Source organism: Bacillus sp. TH50 (assembly GCF_016650565.1).
GTDB classification, from domain to species: domain Bacteria; phylum Bacillota; class Bacilli; order Bacillales; family Bacillaceae_G; genus Bacillus_A; species Bacillus_A mycoides.
Genome location: NZ_JAEKFM010000003.1, coordinates 1804116 through 1823891 on the forward strand (window position 1 = coordinate 1804116; position 19776 = coordinate 1823891).

A 19776-nucleotide genomic window follows, 5' to 3' on the forward strand; every position below is an offset into this window, starting at 1 on the left:
AAGTGAATCTATGTCCATTTTTAAACAGCTAGCAAAAAGCGTATATTCGCCTAAAGATATGGCGCTTTTCCGTTTTCAAAAAATCGGTAAAACCATTTTGTATATTATGCTTCTTTGCCTAATCACTACTATTCCAAGAACTTTCTTGTACGGTAGCGTTATTCAAGATGGTGTTAACATGGTAAATAAAGTAATCGAAAAAGATTTACCTGATTTTAAAATTGAAAATGGCGAGCTAACAGCTGATATTGATCAACCTATCGAAAAAGAAGATGGAAATGCCCTTTTCGTATTTGATCCAAATTCAACAGACTTAGAAAAATATCAAAATAAAACAGGTTTATTTGTTTTAAAAGATAAAGTAGTCTCCATGGGGAATGGTCAAACACAAACATACTCCTATAATGACTTATTAGGCGCATCTCTTGAGAAAAAAGATTTACAAGATTTCATTTCGTTATTTGACAGTATTTATCCAATCTTATTATTCGTTATTGGGTTCTTACTGTACTTGTTCCAATTATTTATTACCTTTGTAGGAGTTACATTGCTTGCCTTCATCGGTTCTGCGATGAGCGGTCAACGCAAATTATCTTATAAACAAGTTTGGACATTAACTGCTTACAGCTACACAATTCCAACAATCTTCTTTATGATTATGGATTTATGCAAAATAAACGTACCTGGCGCAACATTCATTTACATTGCAGTTGTTTTAATCGTTCTATACTTAACAATTAAAGAAGTTCCAAAGCCGAAAGAAAAACAAGAACTATAAAAAAATGCCTAAATAGGCATTTTTTTTTTGGACAAGCATATATTCCTAGCAAAGGAGTGAAGGATATGAAGAGATTAGGTGTACTCTTATTCGTGCTTGTCCTCGGTTATATATTTTATTACGACATAAAAATCGGTACTTTACCGATGTTAAGTTCATACAAAAAAACATCTGCTGCCCAAACGATAAAAAAAGAAAATACAGATACAAAACAAAATAAAGAGAAAGAAACAGAAAAAGAAACGGATACAGCTTATAAAGCAATCGAAGTAAAAACTGGCGATACAGTTCTTTCTATTACAGAAGCGATTAATAAGAAAAAAATTCCTTCTATTGAAAAAGTAATTGATGATTTTAAGCAATTAAATAAAAATACATCTGCTACAAAAATCCAAGTTGGAAAGTCTTATAAATTCCCCTTATATCAATAAGCAATCACTTAATCCTTGTCAATTACATAAAGGCGCTGATACAATAGTAAAAGTGAAACCGAGTACTTTGGTTTCTATAGCCCTTTCTCACACATACTATCATTGATGTAAGGGACTAAAATAAGAAACTTCTTTTATAAGGAGAGCGATCAATTCGTGAATGAAATGACTCAACGCACAAAAACACGTCCAGTTAAAGTCGGTAATTTAACAATTGGCGGTAACAATGAATTAATTATACAAAGTATGACGACAACAAAAACGCATGATGTTGAGGCTACAGTTGCTGAAATTAAACGTTTAGAAGAAGCTGGCTGTCAAGTTGTTCGTGTTGCTGTTCCAGACGAACGCGCAGCAAATGCTATTGCTGATATTAAAAAACAAATCAACATTCCACTTGTTGCTGATATTCATTTTGATTATCGCCTTGCTTTAAAAGCAATTGAAGGTGGCATTGATAAAGTACGTATCAATCCAGGTAACATTGGACGTCGCCATAAAGTAGAAGCTGTTGTAAATGCAGCGAAAGAGCGTGGCATTCCAATCCGTATCGGTGTAAATGCCGGCTCATTAGAACGTCATATTTTAGAAAAGTATGGATATCCAACTGCTGATGGTATGGTCGAGAGCGCACTGCACCATATTAAAATTTTAGAGGACTTAGATTTCCACGATATTATCGTATCAATGAAAGCCTCTGATGTTAACTTAGCAATTGAAGCATACGAAAAAGCTGCTCGCGCTTTTGATTATCCATTACATTTAGGTATTACAGAATCAGGAACATTGTTTGCTGGGACTGTAAAAAGCGCCGCCGGTCTTGGAGCAATTTTAAGTAAAGGCATCGGAAATACACTTCGTATCTCTTTAAGCGCTGATCCAGTTGAAGAAGTAAAAGTTGCACGTGAACTATTAAAATCATTCGGTCTTGCATCTAATGCCGCAACACTTATTTCTTGTCCAACTTGTGGTCGTATTGAAATCGACCTAATTAGCATTGCTAATGAAGTCGAAGAATACATCTCTACACTTAAAGTTCCAATTAAGGTTGCAGTACTCGGCTGTGCCGTAAACGGTCCTGGTGAAGCTCGTGAAGCTGACATCGGTATTGCCGGTGCACGCGGAGAAGGTTTATTATTCCGTAAAGGGCAAGTCGTTCGTAAAGTACCAGAAGAAACAATGGTAGAAGAACTGAAAAAAGAAATTGATGTAATCGCTGCTGAAATGGCTGCCGAACGAGAAAAAGAAAAAGAAAAAGAAAAAGAAAAACAAGAACAATAAAAAGAAGGTTGCCACAATTTTTGTGAGCAACCTTTTTTTACATTCAAATTAAAAACTCGTCAGTTATATAACTGACGAGCCCTCTCATTTTGCACATTTTGGGCAACGACCATATATTTCGAACTTATGCCCCGTTACCTCATAACCTTTAAAATCTTTATTCATAAAATCCATCGGGCAGGAATTAATCTCTTTCGTACCACCACAATCTAAACAAATGAAATGATGATGATGTTCCATAATGGAGCATGTAAAACGGAAATGCTTTTCACCATTTAATTCCGTTTGCTCTAAAACACCGACTTCAGCAAAAACCGTTAAGTTACGATAAATCGTATCAAAACTAAGTCCTGGATAATCACCCTTCATATGCTCTAAAACATCTTTCGCAGTTAAATAACGATTATGAGCTGCGAATAATCTCAGCATCTCTTCCCTTTTCCCTGTATGTTTGTATCCCTTTTCCTTCATTAGGCGTAAAGCTTCTGTTAGATTCATACCTATCCCTACTTTATGCAGTTTTTTTCTTCTTCCATAAAATTGCACCAATTAAAATAAGAACCGCTATCATAACAATTGTACCACCTGGAGCTAAATCAAGTTGATACGAAGCAAACATTCCACCAATTACTGCAATTTCACCAAATAAAATGGAAAAGAAAATTGTTTGTTTAAATCCTTTTGCAATACGAATACTTGCTGCAACTGGTAACGTCATTAAAGATGATACGAGAAGAACACCTACAACACGCATTGATACCGCAATTACAAGAGCAACTAATATAATGAAGATAAAGTGAATCCACTTTGCACTTAAACCGGTTGATACAGCGTATTCCTCATCAAATGATAGTAAAAACAACTCTTTGTATAATAAAACAATCGTCGCAATAACAACAATTGCTACTATACTAATAATAATTAAATCCGCACTTGTTACAGCACTTACACTACCAAATAAATAACTAAATAAATCCGTATTGAATCCATTAGCAAGTGAGATGAAGATAACTCCAATCCCCATCCCTGCTGAAAGTATAATCGGGATTGCTAACTCTTGATAATGTTTATATACAGTACGTAATTTTTCAATTAGCAATGCTCCACCAATTGAAAAAAACATCCCCATATATAAAGGGTTTAAAAACCCACCGGTAAAGATTGTCTTTTCAAGTAATAAACTCGCTGCAATTCCTGATAACGTCACATGACTTAATGCATCCGCAATAAGCGACATGCGGCGAATTACAACGAACACGCCGATAAGTGGTGCGACAAGCCCTATTAAAATACCAGCGTATAAGGAATTACGTAAAAAATCATATTGTAAAAAATCCTGTATCATTATATCCTCCCGTGATGCCCATGTTCATGTTCTAAGCGATGAACATGATGTCCATATAAAATCGACATTTCTGCATCTTCTAACTCTCGGAATTTCTCTACATTCCCATGGAAATGTAAATGCTGATTCAAACATGCAACATGCGTCACCTTCTCTGTTACAGCACCCATATCGTGCGTAACAAGAATTAACGTAATTCCCAATCTTTTGTTTAAATCCTCTAGTATCTCATAAAAACTTGCCACATTCTTCACATCAATCCCAACAGTAGGCTCGTCCAAAATAAGCAATTCCGGATCACTTACAAGTGCACGAGCAATAAATACACGCTGTTGTTGTCCACCAGAAAGTTCTCCAATGTTGCGACCTCGAAATTCGCTCATACCTACATCAGCAATCGCTTTTTCTACTTTCGCATTATCGTCTTTCGTAAAAAAGCGAAAAAGCCCTTTTTTCGAAACGAGCCCCATTGAAACAACCTCGAAAACAGTTGCCGGGAAACCTGAGTTAAAGCTACTTGCCTTTTGGGATACATAACCAACTTTATTCCACTCTTTAAATTTCTTACTATCAATGCCAAACAATCTAATACTTCCTTGCTTTGGTTTTAAAACACCCAATAAGCATTTAAGTAAAGTCGATTTCCCTGAACCATTCGGTCCAACTAAACCTAAAAAAGCTCCCTTCGGAACTTGCAAATTAATATCTTCTAACACGTTGCGATCTTCATACCGAAACGTTAATCCTTCTATTTCCAATATATTATTCATAGCATCTCACCTATTTTAATTCAGAATGATTCCGATTTATCTCTATTTGAATTATAGTACAGCTTATTATAGTTGTAAACCAATCTGCCTAAAATATATTCTTTATTTCAAGAAACCTTATTATTATAACAAAAAGCAGAGAATAATTCTCTGCTTTCAAAAGATATTACAATTAACTTTTTAGTGAATTGCTGATTTAAACTTACCACCATTTGTCTCTTGTGTATTCATAATCGTAACAAATGCGTTTTCATCAATTTCATGCACAATTGATTTTAACTTCGTCACTTCCAGACGTGTTACAACTGCATAAATAACTTCTTTTTCTTTATCTGTATAGCCACCTTTAGCAACAAGTTTTGTTGTTCCACGACCAAGGCGGTGTAAAATCGCATTTGATACTTCCTCATATTGATCCGATACTATTAAAACTGCTTTCGTTTCGTCTAATCCTTGAATTACCGTATCAATTGTTTTGAATGCGATATAGTACGTCATAACAGAATACATCGCTTGTTCGACACCAAAAACAAATGCTGCCCATGCAAAAATGAATAAGTTCACAAACATTACGAATTCACCAACAGAAAACGGTAATTTCTTCGTTAATAGAATTCCCATAATCTCGGTCCCGTCTAACGATCCACCATGACGAATAACAAGTCCTACACCAATCCCTAAAATAAGACCGCCGAAAACTGTTGCTAAAATCGGCTCTGTTGTAAATGGCGGGATAGCATGCAACGTTGATTCAATAAATGCTAAAGCTACAATTCCAAATGCTGAAGATAACATGAATGTTTTTCCAATTTGCTTATACCCGGAGTACATAAAAGGAATGTTGAGGATAACAACTAAAGTAGAAAAGCTTAACCACCAAATATTAGGAGTAAGATAATCTAATATAAGAGAAATACCAATAATTCCACCATCAATAATTTTATTTGGCATTAAAAACAGTTCAATCGCTACCGCCGCACACGCTGCCCCAAAGACAATCATAACTAAACGATATACAAGATGAATAACACTTTCTTTTCGATGTTGCTTTTTTTCCATAAGTCCTCCTTATAGTCTTTATCTATAGTTTTGTTCTTATATTATAACATAAGCTTCTTTTCCCCATTGAAAAAATGCACCTTGATACGAATATGTACAAGCTATGCGTACATATATTTCGATAGAAGAACGTGTGAAGGAGGACAACACGATGAACCTCATTAAACAAATTGTGAACAAAAAATTAAATCATATTTCTACAAAAGAACTATTGAAATATAGTAAAGAATACGAAGTTCCAATCACAACTGCACAAGCTGATAAAATCGTTTTACTTATGAAAGGGAAAAACATTAACATTTACGATAATACCGAGCGACTAGATTTGTTAAAACAAATCGCTAAAGTAACTACTCCTGCCACTGCCCAACAAGTAAATATTTTATTTCAGCAGCTATTAAAATAAGGAGGGGAAAATCCCCTCCTTATTGTGCTTTAATTTTTTCAAGAATTCCTTCATCAAAAGTACCATTTTTCAGCATTTCGATTTCTAATTTATATGGTGGCTTCTTATCTTTTTTATCTTCACCTACATACGGTGTTTCAAGAATTTTTGGTACGTGCGTAAGTTGTGGGTGATGCACAATGTGATGCAATGCCTTATAACCAATATGACCAAAACCAATATTCTCATGACGGTCTTTTCCAGCTCCGCGTACATTTTTGCTATCGTTAATATGAAGTACTTGTAAACGATTTATCCCAACAATTTTATCAAATTCGTTTAACACACCGTCAAAATCATTTACAAGGTCATAACCTGCATCATGCGTATGACACGTATCAAAACATACAGATAGTTTTTCATTATATTTCACACCATCAATAATTTTCGCAATTTCTTCAAAGCTACGACCGCATTCCGTTCCTTTTCCTGCCATCGTTTCTAACGCAATGTTAACCGTCTGCTCTGGCGTTAATACTTCATTAAGCCCTTTAATAATTTGTTGAATACCAGCATCCGCTCCTGCACCAACGTGCGCACCTGGGTGAAGAACGATTTGTTTCGCTACACCTAATGCCGATGTTCTTTCAATTTCCATGCGAAGGAAGTCTACACCTAATTGGAACGTCTCAGGTTTCGTCGTATTCCCAAGATTAATAATATATGGCGCATGTACGATAATTTCCTCAATACCGTTTAGTTCCATATTTTTTCTTCCCGCTTCTATGTTCAATTCTTCAATTGGTTTTCTTCGTGTATTTTGCGGTGCACCTGTATAAATCATAAACGTCGTTGCACCGTATGAAACAGCCTCTTCACTTGCTGCTAATAACATTTTCTTACCACTCATAGAAACATGAGATCCAATCTTTAACATACAATCACCTCTTCAATATACAATAGATATAATGATAGCATAATTTGTAGAAATATGTAGCGAATTGTTTGTTCACACAAAAGGCACTACATAAATTAAACGGACTATTCAAACAATCTGAACTCTATACTTAAATTAACCCAATAAAGCGAAACTTTAGTCAACGTTTTTTCTACCCCTCACTAATTATTAGTCTACATTAATCGACTTTCTCTCAAGCAGTGAGATAAAAAAAAGATAAGGGAAATCCCTTATCTTTTTTTATTGCTATATTTTTTCTTCACTTTGTCACGTTCTGTTGCAAGTTTTCGTTTATAGTTTGGTTTTACTTTTTTCGGCTTCTTAACAACTTTTGTTGCCATAACATCTAGTCCATCACTTGGTTTTTTACGGCTCTTACGACGACGACGGTCACCTAAATCCGCCCATTCATCTCCGCGTAAATCTACATGTTTAAACTCGATATGACGTTGTTTTTCCAAACTATCTAACGCTTCTTCATTTGCTGGATCATAAATCGTCACTGCAATACCTGAATGACCCGCACGTGCAGTTCTTCCAACACGGTGAACGAAGAAATCTAAATCTGGTGGAAGTTCATAGTTAATAACATGGCTAATTCCTTCAATATCAATACCGCGTGCCGCCAAATCTGTTGCGACAATGTATTGGAACTCTAAATCACGAACTTGTTTCATCATTTTTCTACGATCACGTGGTGATAAATCACCGTGTATACGCCCTACTTTTAATCCACGTTCTGCTAATCCATCGGCTACTTCGTCAGCCTTCTTCTTTGTGTTTGTAAAGACAATTGCTAAATATGGTTTAAATTGAAGTAGCATATTTTTCACTAATTCAGTTTTATTACGGTGTCTTGAAGGCACAAGGTAATGATCAATATTTCCTGCTGCAACTTGCTTCGGATTAATATGAATATGTTCTGGATTCTCCATATATTTCTTCAAAAATGGTTTTAATTTTTGAGGAATTGTTGCAGAGAAAACTAACATTTGCAGATTTTTAGGCATACGTGCCGCAATTTTATCTACATCTTGAATGAATCCCATATCAAGCATTAAGTCCGCTTCATCGACAATAATAGTATCCGCTTTATAAACAAATAGCGCCTTTTCTTCTACTAAATCTTTAATACGCCCTGGCGTTCCAACTACAATATGAGGTTGTTTTTTCAACTTTTCAATTGATCGTTGTTTATCAGTTCCACCAATTAAACAGCGTGCTGTAATCATTTGATCTTCTGCACAGAACTTTGTTAGTTTCACAATTTCTTCGTAAATTTGTTGTGCTAACTCACGAGTAGGCGCTGTAATAACAAGTTGTACCTCTTCACGACTTGCATCAATTCTGTTTAATGTAGGAAGTAAGTATGCATGTGTTTTCCCAGAACCAGTTTGGGATTGTCCAATTATACTCACACCTTTTTTCACGACCGGGAAAATTTTCTTTTGAATTCCTGTTGGCTCTGTAAAGCGTAGTTCACGAACTGCATCTATTAAAAATGGTTTAAAATCATACTGTGTAAAAGTTTGTAGTGTCATAAGTTACACCTTCTTTCTAAAATTTCTACTGCGCACAAATCAGTCAAGTCTACATTATATCGAAATCTACAAGTAAAATCCATCTTTAGTTTAGGTTTTTATCTCAAAAACTAACCTTCTTTCCTTCCATTGCATATTGTATGTGTATATACCTAACTGAAGAAAGGAGGATTTCCCACATGTTTCCGAAATCCCCTATAAGACAAATGTATCCGAATCGAGGACAACAATCTTACACACCATATCCGATTCCACAACTACCACCGATGGCTCAAAAAAAGAAAGGTTTCCTTGCTAAACTCTTTAAAAAACACGATCCAACCGAACCTTTCATGCAAATGGTCCCTCCTTATCGACAAATGGAAGGGCCACCGATGATGCACCAACAACCGCCGCCCCAATATCAACAGCAACAGCCATACCAACAACAATATACACAACAATATCAGCCATACATGCAGCAATATCCAGAGCAGATGATACCACCTCAAATGTATGAATCAAATGATACACGTGGTGCTGCGTCAGCTACAACTGCAGCGGCATCTAGCAGCGGCATCGGTAGTTTTTTTTCAAATTTAATTTCGAACCCAACTAATATGATAAATAATATCGAAAAAGTATCTCAAGTCGTGCAATCTGTCGGTCCTGTTGTCGAACAGTACGGTCCCATTATGCGTAGTCTACCAAGCATTGTTAAAATCCTCACCTCTGGAAAAAGTACGGAAGAAAATCAAACTGAAGATGCAACAGAACAGGTTGAGGTAGCAACTCCACCTCCTCCACCTCCAAAAAGGAAACGAAAAAAAATAGTGCTTGAACCGGTAATAGAAAAAGAGGTTCCGAAAGAACCCGTTCAACAATCAGTAACAAAACCAAAACTATATGTGTAACAATCCTTTGTTTTCTATCCACTCCTCCTTTATAATGTAATGGACTATGCACAAAAGTATCCCTTGTTTAGAAGGAGAGGATTACTCACATGAAGATTGTTAAAATTTCCCCTCGTGGTTATTGCTATGGTGTTGTTGACGCAATGGTTATTGCACGTAATGCCGCATTAGATAAATCATTACCGAGACCCATTTATATTTTAGGTATGATTGTTCACAATAAGCATGTCACAGATGCTTTCGAAGAGGATGGCATCATTACATTAGACGGTCCAAGTCGATTAGAAATTTTAGATAAAATCGATTCTGGTACTGTTATTTTCACTGCACACGGTGTTTCTCCAGAAGTTAAACAACGTGCAAAAGAAAAAGGTTTAACGACAATTGATGCAACTTGTCCAGATGTTACAAAAACACATGACCTTATCGAAGCAAAGAAAGCTGAAGGATACCATGTCATTTATATCGGCAAAAAAAATCATCCAGAACCAGAAGGCGCAGTTGGTATCGCACCTGATATCGTTCATCTTATCGAAAAAGCTGATGATTTAAAAACACTAGAAATTCCAACGGATAAAATTTTAGTTACGAATCAAACAACAATGAGTCAATGGGATGTTCAACATTTAATGGAGGACATTCAGAAAAAATTCCCAACAGCAGAATTCCACAAGGAAATTTGTTTAGCAACTCAAGTTCGCCAAGAAGCTGTCGCTAAACAAGCTGATGTTGCAGATTTAACAATTGTTGTCGGTGATCCGAAAAGTAACAACTCAAACCGTTTAGCACAAGTATCACAAGAAATCGCTGGTACGACAGCATACCGCGTTGCAGACGTAAGTGAAATCCAATTAGAATGGCTACAAGGTGTAGAAAACGTAGCTGTTACAGCAGGTGCTTCTACTCCAACGCCAATTACAAAAGAAGTTATTGCTTTCTTAGATCAATATGACCCAATGAATCCAGCTACATGGGACAGAATTCGAAAAGTACCACTTCAAAAGATACTACCTCGTGTAAAAGTGAAAAAAGAACAATAATAAAAACCGTTGCCTACATGAGCAACGGTTTTTATTTTTCTTATACAAATGTGAATGGATCTGTATGTAACTGCGAAGCGTGAATGTGTACATTGAATTTCTTCACATCTACTTTTTCTTGCAATTGTTTTTGTACACCTTGCTTCATTACTTTTTCAACGTTATGTCCTGGATCGACTATATTTAAACCAATCATCATCGCATCGTGAGCAACATGATAATACATATCACCTGTTACATATACATCTGCTCCTTTAAATTTCGCTTGGTTTATATATTTATTACCGTCACCACCAAGTACAGCTACTTTACGCACCTTATCATCTAACTTTCCAACAACTCTTGCACCCTTTACATGTAATGATTGTTTCACATGTAAAGCAAACTGCTCAAGCGTCATTTCTTCTTGTAAATACCCTATTTTACCAAGACCTAATGTTTCACCTTTATTATCAAGCGGATATACATCATATGCCACTTCTTCATATGGATGGGCTGCCAACATCGCTTTAATAACTTTTCTTTGTAATGAAGCTGGAATAATCGTTTCGACACGTATCTCTTCCACACGTTCTAACTGCCCAGTTTCTCCGATATAAGGATTTGTACCTTCTTGAGGGATAAACGTACCTACCCCTTCGCTACCGAACGTACAGTGGCTATAATTACCGATATGACCTGCATCCGCATCTCCAAGAGCTTTGCGCACTTCTTCTGCATGGGTTACTGGAACAAATACAACAATTTTTTTCATTTCTTCTGCATATGTAGGAGCTAATACTTCTGTATTTTGTAACCCTAACGCATCAGCAAGTAAATCATTTACCCCGCCCTTAGCAATATCTACATTTGTATGCGCCGCATAAACCGCAATATCATTTTTAATACACGTTTCAATAATTCTTCCGTACGCCTTATCTGTATGAATCGCTTTTAATGGATTAAAGATTAAAGGATGGTGCGCTATAATGATATTCGCTCCTAATTGGATCGCCTCGTCCACAACTTCCTCAGTTACATCTAACGCGATTAATACGTGCTGGGCAGGTTTATTAAGCGCTCCAATCTGTAAGCCAATCTTATCCCCTTCCATCGCTAAATGCTTCGGATACATACCTTCAAACAAAGAAATAATTTCATGACCATTCGGAATCTTACTCATGATAAAACCTCTCCTATCATTTTCATTTTCGCTTCTACTTCTGCACGCTTCGCTTTTGTCTCTTCAGACTCTGCTGCACGTTCTAACTGTTTTAAAATATTTTGGAAGTTTTTCAATTCCCCTTCCCACTTTTCAATAAAAGCTTCACTTTTTTCTTTTATTAAAAATGGACCCATAAACAATTCAGCTTGTTTATTTTCAGAGTAAGGTACTGCTGTATCTCCTCGCTCTCCGACTAAAATCTCGTAAATCTTTCCGTCTTCTATTACAATTTTCTCACGGATAAGCTCCCATCCATTTTCAATAAACCATTCACGGATATGGTGTGCTGCAATATTCGGCTGTAAGATTAAACGTGTTACACCTTCTAATTTTTCTTTACCACTTTCTAAAATGTCACGAATTAACGCTCCACCCATACCAGCAATCGTAATAACATCTACTTCTCCTGGCACTATAACAGCTAATCCATTCCCTTTACGAACGTCTACTTTATCTTGTAAGCCACTTTCAGCTACAGTTGCTTGTGCAGAGCGAAACGGTCCATCTACAACCTCTCCTGCAACTGCTTTTGTAGCAATATTATTTATAATTGTATAACACGGTAAATACGCATGATCCGATCCAATATCAGCTACTGTCGAGCCTACCGGAATCTCCCTCACAACTTCTTCTAATCGTTTCGAAAGCTTTACTTCATTCATGTATTTCCATTACTCCTTCTCTTCTCAGTCTGTCTCCATGATAATGAATTTATAGTAGTTGTTGCAAGTCCATAACAATACTTCAATTCTCTATTACTAATCGTATTTTAGATAGTATAGAAAAACAAGCCTTTTGCAAAAAGCAAAAGGCTTGTTTTTCTATACTTTATTTTTTCTTCGATAACCAATCAGCTACTTTTGCCGCTTGATCAGCTGGAACTATATTTGGCGGCATATTTCCTTTTCCTTTTGAAATAACTTCTTTAATTTCATCTTTTGAAAGTTTCCCACCAATTTTTTGTAAATTAGGGCCTACCGCTCCTTGTAACTGATCACCATGACAGCTCGTACAGCTTTGCTTTACAATATCCTCTGGCTTTGATGCTGTTTGTGCTGGTTTCCCACCATTTTTTGCATCAGCTAACTCTTTAGATTTATTTAGCCCCTGAAATGAAAATACAAACATAACGATAATACCTAATGCTGCAATAAGAGCGAACGGAATCAACGGATTACGTTTCATATCTCTTCTCCCCCCTCTATACCGCTAAATAGTTAGATGATTCAGTCATTTATATTGTACTTGAAAACGCCCTATCAGAAAAGAGCAAACTACTACTTGTTAAAAATATTCCGTAAATTCATTTTATTGATTTTCACTATTATATCGCATATTATTTCGATAATTACTAACGTTTCTCATCATATTTTTTACTTTTCTACATATTATTTTGTATATAATAAACAAAATAAATCGAAAAATCGAAAAATGAGCATTTGCAAATCAAAAGACAATTCTGTAAAATAAATTACAAGAAATTGTAATCGTTGCCGATAGCTAAATTTTAACAAAAATTAACAAAACAAAAAAGTTTACTTCACAAAAGTGAAGTAAACTTAAAGGTAGCCTATTCTAAGAAATCCTTAAGACGCTTACTACGGCTTGGATGTCTTAATTTGCGAAGTGCTTTCGCTTCAATTTGACGAATACGTTCTCTCGTTACGCCGAATACTTTCCCAACTTCTTCAAGCGTACGAGTTCGTCCATCATCTAAACCAAAACGAAGACGCAGAACATTTTCTTCACGATCTGTTAGTGTATCTAACACATCTTCTAATTGTTCTTTTAGCAATTCATACGCTGCATGGTCCGCAGGCGATGTTGCTTCTTGGTCTTCGATAAAGTCACCTAAATGGGAGTCGTCTTCTTCACCAATTGGTGTTTCAAGAGAAACTGGCTCCTGTGCAATCTTTAAGATTTCGCGTACTTTTTCTGGAGCAAGATCCATTTCTTCACCAATCTCTTCAGGAGATGGTTCGCGTCCTAAATCTTGTAATAATTGACGTTGTACACGGATTAACTTATTAATTGTTTCAACCATATGAACTGGAATACGAATTGTTCGCGCTTGGTCTGCAATCGCACGTGTAATAGCTTGGCGAATCCACCAAGTTGCATACGTACTAAATTTAAAACCTTTACGGTAGTCGAACTTTTCAACTGCCTTAATTAGACCCATATTTCCTTCTTGGATTAAGTCTAAGAAAAGCATACCACGGCCCACGTAGCGCTTTGCAATACTTACTACAAGACGTAAGTTTGCTTCCGCAAGACGGCGTTTTGCTTCTTCATCGCCTTCTTCAATACGTGTCGCAAGTCGAATTTCTTCTTCAGCAGATAGTAAGTCTACACGACCAATTTCTTTTAAGTACATACGAACAGGGTCATTGATTTTCACACCTGGCGGCACACTTAAATCATTAAGGTCAAATTCTTCTTCCGTTTTTGTAATTTGACGATTATTAGGACCTTCGTCGTTGTCATTGTCACCAACTAAGTCAATCCCTTGTTCACCTAAATATTCATAGTATTCATCCATTTGATCGGATTCAATTTCAAATCCATTCATGCGTTCTGCAATCTCTTCATATGTAAGAACGCCACGTTTTTTTCCGAGCTCAGTGAGTTGTTCTTTCACTTGCTCAAGGGTCATTTCAGTTTCAATTTGTTTAGAACGAGCTGGTTTATCAGCCATCTGTTCCCCTCCTTACGCGAGATACAAACATTCATTATACTAAAACTTTATCGAAAAAGCTATTTTCTTGCTTTTTGACTTTGTAAATATGCCACATAATATTTAGCAGCCTCTACAGGATCTGTTTTTTCCATTTGTTTTACTTTAAAGATAATTTCCATCTTTTCAAGTTTTTCTTTATGGCGTCTTAGCGCCTCCAAATGACCTTGTAACGCTTCTTCTGTGTACTCTGGATTAATAAATTCATCCGTCGAAATATCAGTAATAATATTTTTCAACTTTTCATCAGAGAGCCAACTTAAAAATGTTCCGACTGAAGGTTCATTTCCCTTTTCATAATATGCGTATAGTTCATATAAAATCCCTTTATGTTCTTCTGTATAAAAATCTTCTATATGAGGTTCCATACGCACTGTCACTTCTGCACTTTGCAACATATGGTAAATAATTTCTCTTTCTGCCCTTTCAAAACCTGTTAATTTCGGTTTCGTTTGAACAATTTGAGATGGCTTAGAAACCTGCTTTATTTGTTTTTGCTGTACCTTTTGTTCTTTGCGATATTGGTGCAATTGATTCAAAAGTGTTTCCATTGAATACGAAAATTCTTGCGATAATGATTTTAAATATGATTCCGCCTGCATCGCATCCTGTAGCAATGATAACTCTTTTAAAACACTTTTTACATATTCTTCTTTGCCAGACTCATCTTGCAAATTTTTCCCTAAACGCAAATAATTTATTTTGAAACCAACAAAACTTATACTTGATTTCACAAGATTTTCAAAAGCGGTTGTCCCATATTGTTGCACATATTCATCAGGGTCAAGCTTATCTGGCAAGGATGTAACTTTCACTTGGCAACCAACTTGCAATAGTAATTGCCCTGCTTTCATCGTCGCTTCTCGCCCTGCTTTATCACCATCATAGCAAAGAACAACAGTTTCAACGTTACGTCGCAGAAGTTTCGCTTGTTCTTCAGTTAAAGCTGTTCCCATTGTCGCAACAGCTTCTTCCACACCACTTTTCACCGCGGCTAGTACATCGGCATAACCTTCAAAAAGGACAACCTGCCCACGTTTTCTAATAAACGGCCTTGCTTGGTGGAAATTATACAACAGCTTACTTTTGTAAAAAATCGGTGTTTCAGGACTATTCAAATATTTCGGAGTATCATCTCCTAATGCCCTTCCACTAAACGCTATCACCTTACCTTGTAAAGTATAAATCGGAAACATAACTCTTCCGCGGAAGCGGTCATAATGACTGCCATCCTTCTCACTTCTTACAAGAAGGCCAGCCTGTTCCATACTAGATAGCGACAAACCTCTTTTTTGTAAAATTTTCGTTGCTGCATCCCAAGCTTGTGATGCATAACCAATTTCAAATTTCTCAATCATCTCTTTTGTAATACCACGTTTTAATAAATATGAAAGTGCTTCATTTCCTTCTTCTGTATTTACTAATAAATGATGATAATACTTTTTCAAAAGTTCATGAGCCTGTTGCATGATGACAGTGTCATCAGATATGTCTTCTTGTTGTTGTTGTCCTTGCCCTGATGTATATTCTGCAACTGCAATTCCATTTCTTTCGCCAAGCTTTTGAACAGCCTCTGTGAAAGCAAGTCCTTCCATTTTCATAAGAAAAGAAAATACATTTCCACCTTCTCCACATCCGAAACAATGAAAAATTTGCTTATCAGATGAAACAGAGAATGAAGGAGAATTCTCACCATGAAATGGACAAAGGCCGAAATAGTTACGCCCCTGCTTTCTAAGTTGAACATACTCACCAATCACTTCTACAATATCGGATGATGTCCGAATCTGTTCAACAACTTCTTCAGGAATTCTGTTCCCCATAACTCCATCTCCGTGTCGTATTTTGTATTCGATATAAATTAAAAGATTCCTTTATAATTCGACAATATTTTTCTAAATTTGTTAGAAAGTACTGTCGATCACATTGTGTAAACGATTTTGGACCTTTCGTATAAGTCCCCAGTCTGCGTAAATTCGCAGATACATACTACTATATAAAATTGTATACATTTGCTCATCTGTTACAAATGTATCTCCTGGAGACAATACATATACTCCTTTTTCACAAGAAGACTAGCAAGAAGCACTATAGCCTGTATGATCATGAGATCTGTAGCTTTTGCATGTTAATAAATATAACAATCAACTTCATCTTGCTCAGAATCTACATAGACCCAATTACCTTGCTGTTTTCTTGAACGATGAGCATAGGATACGACAAACAAAATTTCGACATAAAATTTTGTTCCAACTTGCACAATTGCATTCTTCACGGGATACGCATCTGCATCAAATAATATCTTATCTGATGTTTTGCATATTTCTGTATTCTACATCCCTTCTGTGAATCCTTCCATAATGTGCGTTTTCTTGTCTAGATTTTGTCGATTTAACGTAAATACATGTCTTTTTCGAAAATCCTATCCCTAGTTTATTCTGAAAAATTAAAGTCTAAACGTAAAATATAGGTTTTTATCACAATTTTTTATTATAATATATTTTCTTCAACTACGCTACATATCCCTTTAATTTTCATCTTACACTTAAAGATAACGAAATCGTTCCTTTAGCATAATTAAAAAACAGAAGAATATAAGTATAACCATTCCGCTATATTCTATTACTAAGCCGAAAGTTCATGCTCTACTTCGCATCTTCCTCTAACGCCTTCTCACGAGCGAAAAAAGCACATTCACCTTTGGTAAATGTGCTAAAACATTTTTTGGTTTTGCACTGCATTCACAATAATATTTGCTGTTTCTTCAATTGCCTTATTTGATACATCAATCACTTGACAATTTATTTTACTAATTACTTCCTCAAAATGATCAATTTCTTCTTGAATACGATTAATATTTGCATATGTTGCTCCATCACTTAATCCAAGTGACTTCAATCGTTCTTTTCGAATATGATTTAACTTATCTGGTATAATTTTCAAACCGAAACATTTCTCTTTTGCCACTTGATATAATTCCTCAGGCGGATCCACTTCCGGTACAAGTGGTACATTAGCAACTTTCAAACGTTTGTTATGCGCTAAATATTGTGAAAGTGGTGTTTTTGATGTACGTGAAATTCCAATCAACACGATATCAGCTTTTAAAATACCACGTGCATCTCTACCATCATCATACTTAACTGCAAATTCAATCGCTTCAATTTTTTTAAAGTACTCTTCATCTAATCTTCGAACGACACCTGGCTCATACCTTGGTACTTGCCCTGTAATTTCTTCAATTTGATCGATAAGAGGTCCGATAATATCGTATGCCTCTACTCCTTCTTTTGCCGCTTCTGTCAATAAATATTGACGCATATCAGGCTTTACTAACGTAAAACAAATAAGCGCTTGATTGTTCTTGGCAATCGAGATTACTTCTTTTAATGTCCCTGTATCTTCTACATACGGTACACGCCTAATATCAGGAGCGAATGGGAACTGTCCCATTGCCGCTCTAACAACCAAATCAGCCGTTTCTCCTACCGAGTCAGATACGACATATACGATTTTATTATCCATTACATTACCTCACTTTAAACAAATTACACTTATTCGTTATTTACTAAATTTACAAACGCACGTGTAATATTTGTTTTTGTAATTCGTCCAATCACTTCTAAACCTTGTTTCGTATCCTTCACAACTGGCAACGCATCAATCTGTCTTTCTATTAATTCCATCGCAATATCATATAAAGAATCCTCCCTGCGACACATCGCAATGTTTGGCATCCTTGTCATGATAATATTAACCGGAAGAGAGGTTAAATCCTGCTTTCCTAAGCTAGCTCGTAATAAATCTTTACGAGATACAACGCCAACTAATAAAGTAGCTTGATCTACAACAAATAATGTACCAACGTCCTCTAGAAACATAGTACAGATTGCATCGTATACTGATACATTTTTATCAATTACAGCCGGTCTAGATTGATAATCTTGCACTTTAATTTTCTTAACAGCTTCAGATAATAGCTGTCCCCCGGTTTTACCCGTATAAAAATAACCTACACGTGGACGCGCTTCTAAATAACCAGCCATCGTTAAAATTGCTAAGTCTGGTCTTAGCGTTGCACGTGTTAAACCCAATTGCCCAGCAATTGACTCCCCTGTAATAGGACCGTGATCTTTTACAATCTGAATGATATGCTCTTGCCGTTTATTCAGCTCTATGATAATCACCACCTTTAATGCACAACGAAAAAAGTTATACTATCTCTTAAATATTATATACTAAATATGCTATTCGAAAAAGAAAGTATGTAAAAAGGACCGTATACGGCCCTTTTTATATTTGAAACTTATCAAGTTGTTCCAAGAAACGCCTTGTTTTCAAATAAATCCCACAATATTCATCATAATATGTATTCAATACTGTGCGCATTTGTTTTTTTGTACTATCCTTCACCGATACATTACCGAGTCGGTGTAAATCAAAATGAAAAAAGAGACGTAATAATTTATGAACAGCCTCTCCCACCGGAATACGATACGGATCTTGTTCCGCATGACGAGAGCACAGAAAACCGCCTTCCCGGACAGAGAAGGCGACAAAATCTGTTTCTTGATGACAAATAGCACATGTATCAAAGTACGGGTGCATCCCTAATACCGGAAGCATTTTCGTTTGATAAATTAATGATAATACTTCTGGGTCAACACCCTCACACATATAATGCAACGTTTGATATAACATTTCAAATAAATACGGATTATGCTTCTTATCTTCTGTTGCTTTATCAGTTAATTCGATAATAAATGATGCATAAGCAGTTAAAAATATATCCTCGCGAATTTCTTTCATAGATGAAATAATCTCGCCTTGTTGCAAAGTTCCAAGTCCAGATCCCATTTGAATAAGAAAATGACCATGTGTCATAAGTTGCGAAATAGCTGCTAACCGACTCTTCGGCTTTTTCGCCCCTCTTGCCATTGCACTTACCTTACCAAATTCCCGTGAGTATATTGTAACAATCTTATTTGTTTCTCCGTAATCTGTCGTACGGATAACAATGCCCTCAACTTTTTGAAACATGTTCGTCACCATCCAAGGTTTGAACAAAACGGGTCAAGAAATTGGAGAGTCTAGATGCGCTAACTCCTCTTCATGTTGATCCATCTCATCGTTTACGTCTTTTTCCATTTCTTTCAAAAGCAAATACGTTTCAATGCTTCCTGTTTTGGAGAAAAACTTCCAGGTAAAATCTAGCATAAGAATCCACCTTTCTCAATAAGCGTAGCCTATAAACCAATTTCTTTTGTTGTTATTAAGTTGACCCATTTTGTTCATTTTCATGTGAGAAAAATTTTTCCTAATTTATCAAGGTTCATAAAAACCAATAATCAGCG

The 19776-nt window shown here is 36.0% G+C and carries 23 protein-coding genes; 6 read left to right on the top strand and 17 right to left on the bottom strand.

Going from position 1 to position 19776, the window contains the following annotated elements; translation table 11 throughout:
* Positions 1-10 precede the first annotated feature (10 nt).
* The 3 genes from JFU23_RS09360 (at position 11) to ispG (ending at position 2490) form a co-directional block, all read left to right on the top strand.
* Positions 11-778, top strand: a complete 768-nt coding sequence (locus JFU23_RS09360) for a DUF1189 domain-containing protein (RefSeq protein ID WP_002129119.1) — start codon at positions 11-13, stop codon at positions 776-778.
* A 65-nt stretch (positions 779-843) separates the two neighbouring features.
* The gene (locus JFU23_RS09365; RefSeq protein ID WP_002129120.1) at positions 844-1209 is read left to right on the top strand and encodes a hypothetical protein; all 366 of its coding nucleotides are present in this window, start codon (positions 844-846) and stop codon (positions 1207-1209) included.
* Positions 1210-1374: 165 nt separating this feature from the next.
* Positions 1375-2490 carry a flavodoxin-dependent (E)-4-hydroxy-3-methylbut-2-enyl-diphosphate synthase gene (gene ispG / locus JFU23_RS09370; RefSeq protein WP_131798918.1) on the top strand — a complete coding sequence of 372 codons (1116 nt, stop codon included), beginning with the start codon at positions 1375-1377 and terminating at the stop codon, positions 2488-2490.
* Positions 2491-2574: 84 nt separating this feature from the next.
* Here ispG and JFU23_RS09375 read toward each other — a convergent pair whose 3' ends face one another.
* The 4 genes from JFU23_RS09375 to JFU23_RS09390 form a co-directional block, all read right to left on the bottom strand.
* A complete protein-coding gene (locus JFU23_RS09375; RefSeq protein ID WP_002015164.1) occupies positions 2575-2988 on the bottom strand; it encodes a Fur family transcriptional regulator in 414 nt (137 codons plus the stop codon).
* A 13-nt stretch (positions 2989-3001) separates the two neighbouring features.
* A complete protein-coding gene (locus JFU23_RS09380; protein ID WP_201031792.1) occupies positions 3002-3835 on the bottom strand; it encodes a metal ABC transporter permease in 834 nt (277 codons plus the stop codon).
* Complete coding sequence (locus tag JFU23_RS09385; protein WP_002015167.1) at positions 3835-4605, bottom strand: metal ABC transporter ATP-binding protein; 771 nt, start codon at positions 4603-4605, stop codon at positions 3835-3837. Before JFU23_RS09385 ends, JFU23_RS09380 begins: the two co-directional genes overlap by 1 nt.
* Positions 4606-4785: 180 nt before the next feature.
* Positions 4786-5664 carry a YitT family protein gene (locus JFU23_RS09390; protein WP_002015168.1) on the bottom strand — a complete coding sequence of 293 codons (879 nt, stop codon included), beginning with the start codon at positions 5662-5664 and terminating at the stop codon, positions 4786-4788.
* A 151-nt stretch (positions 5665-5815) separates the two neighbouring features.
* Between JFU23_RS09390 and JFU23_RS09395 the strand changes: the two genes are divergently transcribed.
* Positions 5816-6070 carry a DUF2624 domain-containing protein gene (locus JFU23_RS09395; protein ID WP_002088657.1) on the top strand — a complete coding sequence of 85 codons (255 nt, stop codon included), beginning with the start codon at positions 5816-5818 and terminating at the stop codon, positions 6068-6070.
* A 19-nt stretch (positions 6071-6089) separates the two neighbouring features.
* On the opposite strand, the gene JFU23_RS09400 is transcribed toward JFU23_RS09395, so the two are convergent.
* Both JFU23_RS09400 and JFU23_RS09405 read right to left on the bottom strand, forming a co-directional pair.
* Positions 6090-6986 carry a deoxyribonuclease IV gene (locus JFU23_RS09400; protein ID WP_201031793.1) on the bottom strand — a complete coding sequence of 299 codons (897 nt, stop codon included), beginning with the start codon at positions 6984-6986 and terminating at the stop codon, positions 6090-6092.
* Positions 6987-7237: 251 nt separating this feature from the next.
* Entirely contained in the window at positions 7238-8548 is a 1311-nt protein-coding gene (locus tag JFU23_RS09405) for a DEAD/DEAH box helicase (RefSeq protein WP_002015172.1), read from the bottom strand.
* Between the two features lie 179 nt (positions 8549-8727).
* Here JFU23_RS09405 and vrrA point away from each other — a divergent pair, with 179 nt between their 5' ends.
* Together vrrA and JFU23_RS09415 are read left to right on the top strand one after the other, a co-directional pair.
* Positions 8728-9441 carry a VrrA/YqfQ family protein gene (vrrA, locus tag JFU23_RS09410; protein WP_063218892.1) on the top strand — a complete coding sequence of 238 codons (714 nt, stop codon included), beginning with the start codon at positions 8728-8730 and terminating at the stop codon, positions 9439-9441.
* Positions 9442-9530: 89 nt separating this feature from the next.
* A complete protein-coding gene (locus tag JFU23_RS09415) occupies positions 9531-10481 on the top strand; it encodes a 4-hydroxy-3-methylbut-2-enyl diphosphate reductase (protein WP_002015175.1) in 951 nt (316 codons plus the stop codon).
* A 40-nt stretch (positions 10482-10521) separates the two neighbouring features.
* Here JFU23_RS09415 and JFU23_RS09420 read toward each other — a convergent pair whose 3' ends face one another.
* The 11 genes from JFU23_RS09420 to JFU23_RS09465 form a co-directional block, all read right to left on the bottom strand.
* Positions 10522-11643: a Nif3-like dinuclear metal center hexameric protein gene (locus tag JFU23_RS09420; RefSeq protein WP_201031794.1), complete on the bottom strand. Its 1122-nt coding sequence runs from the start codon at positions 11641-11643 to the stop codon at positions 10522-10524.
* Positions 11640-12347: a tRNA (adenine(22)-N(1))-methyltransferase gene (locus JFU23_RS09425; protein ID WP_002190695.1), complete on the bottom strand. Its 708-nt coding sequence runs from the start codon at positions 12345-12347 to the stop codon at positions 11640-11642. The genes JFU23_RS09420 and JFU23_RS09425 overlap by 4 nt, the downstream gene beginning before the upstream one ends.
* Positions 12348-12513: 166 nt before the next feature.
* On the bottom strand, positions 12514-12870 hold the full coding sequence (gene cccA / locus JFU23_RS09430) for a cytochrome c550 (protein WP_002129130.1): 357 nt from the start codon (positions 12868-12870) through the stop codon (positions 12514-12516).
* Between the two features lie 385 nt (positions 12871-13255).
* A complete protein-coding gene (gene rpoD / locus JFU23_RS09435; RefSeq protein WP_000764062.1) occupies positions 13256-14383 on the bottom strand; it encodes an RNA polymerase sigma factor RpoD in 1128 nt (375 codons plus the stop codon).
* A 59-nt stretch (positions 14384-14442) separates the two neighbouring features.
* The gene (dnaG, locus tag JFU23_RS09440) at positions 14443-16245 is read right to left on the bottom strand and encodes a DNA primase (RefSeq protein ID WP_002015179.1); all 1803 of its coding nucleotides are present in this window, start codon (positions 16243-16245) and stop codon (positions 14443-14445) included.
* A gap of 81 nt (positions 16246-16326) precedes the next feature.
* Positions 16327-16470, bottom strand: a complete 144-nt coding sequence (locus tag JFU23_RS09445) for a hypothetical protein (RefSeq protein WP_162836445.1) — start codon at positions 16468-16470, stop codon at positions 16327-16329.
* Positions 16471-16550: 80 nt separating this feature from the next.
* Positions 16551-16697, bottom strand: coding sequence for a PIN domain-containing protein (locus tag JFU23_RS30545; RefSeq protein WP_002034048.1), 147 nt, complete (start codon positions 16695-16697; stop codon positions 16551-16553).
* Positions 16698-17134: 437 nt separating this feature from the next.
* Positions 17135-17947 carry a pyruvate, water dikinase regulatory protein gene (locus JFU23_RS09450; protein WP_085312390.1) on the bottom strand — a complete coding sequence of 271 codons (813 nt, stop codon included), beginning with the start codon at positions 17945-17947 and terminating at the stop codon, positions 17135-17137.
* 29 nt (positions 17948-17976) lie between these two features.
* On the bottom strand, positions 17977-18609 hold the full coding sequence (gene ccpN / locus JFU23_RS09455; protein ID WP_088034669.1) for a transcriptional regulator CcpN: 633 nt from the start codon (positions 18607-18609) through the stop codon (positions 17977-17979).
* 106 nt (positions 18610-18715) lie between these two features.
* Positions 18716-19462, bottom strand: a complete 747-nt coding sequence (recO, locus tag JFU23_RS09460) for a DNA repair protein RecO (protein WP_002088669.1) — start codon at positions 19460-19462, stop codon at positions 18716-18718.
* A gap of 33 nt (positions 19463-19495) precedes the next feature.
* Entirely contained in the window at positions 19496-19639 is a 144-nt protein-coding gene (locus JFU23_RS09465; protein WP_000883924.1) for a YqzL family protein, read from the bottom strand.
* Positions 19640-19776: the final 137 nt, after the last annotated feature.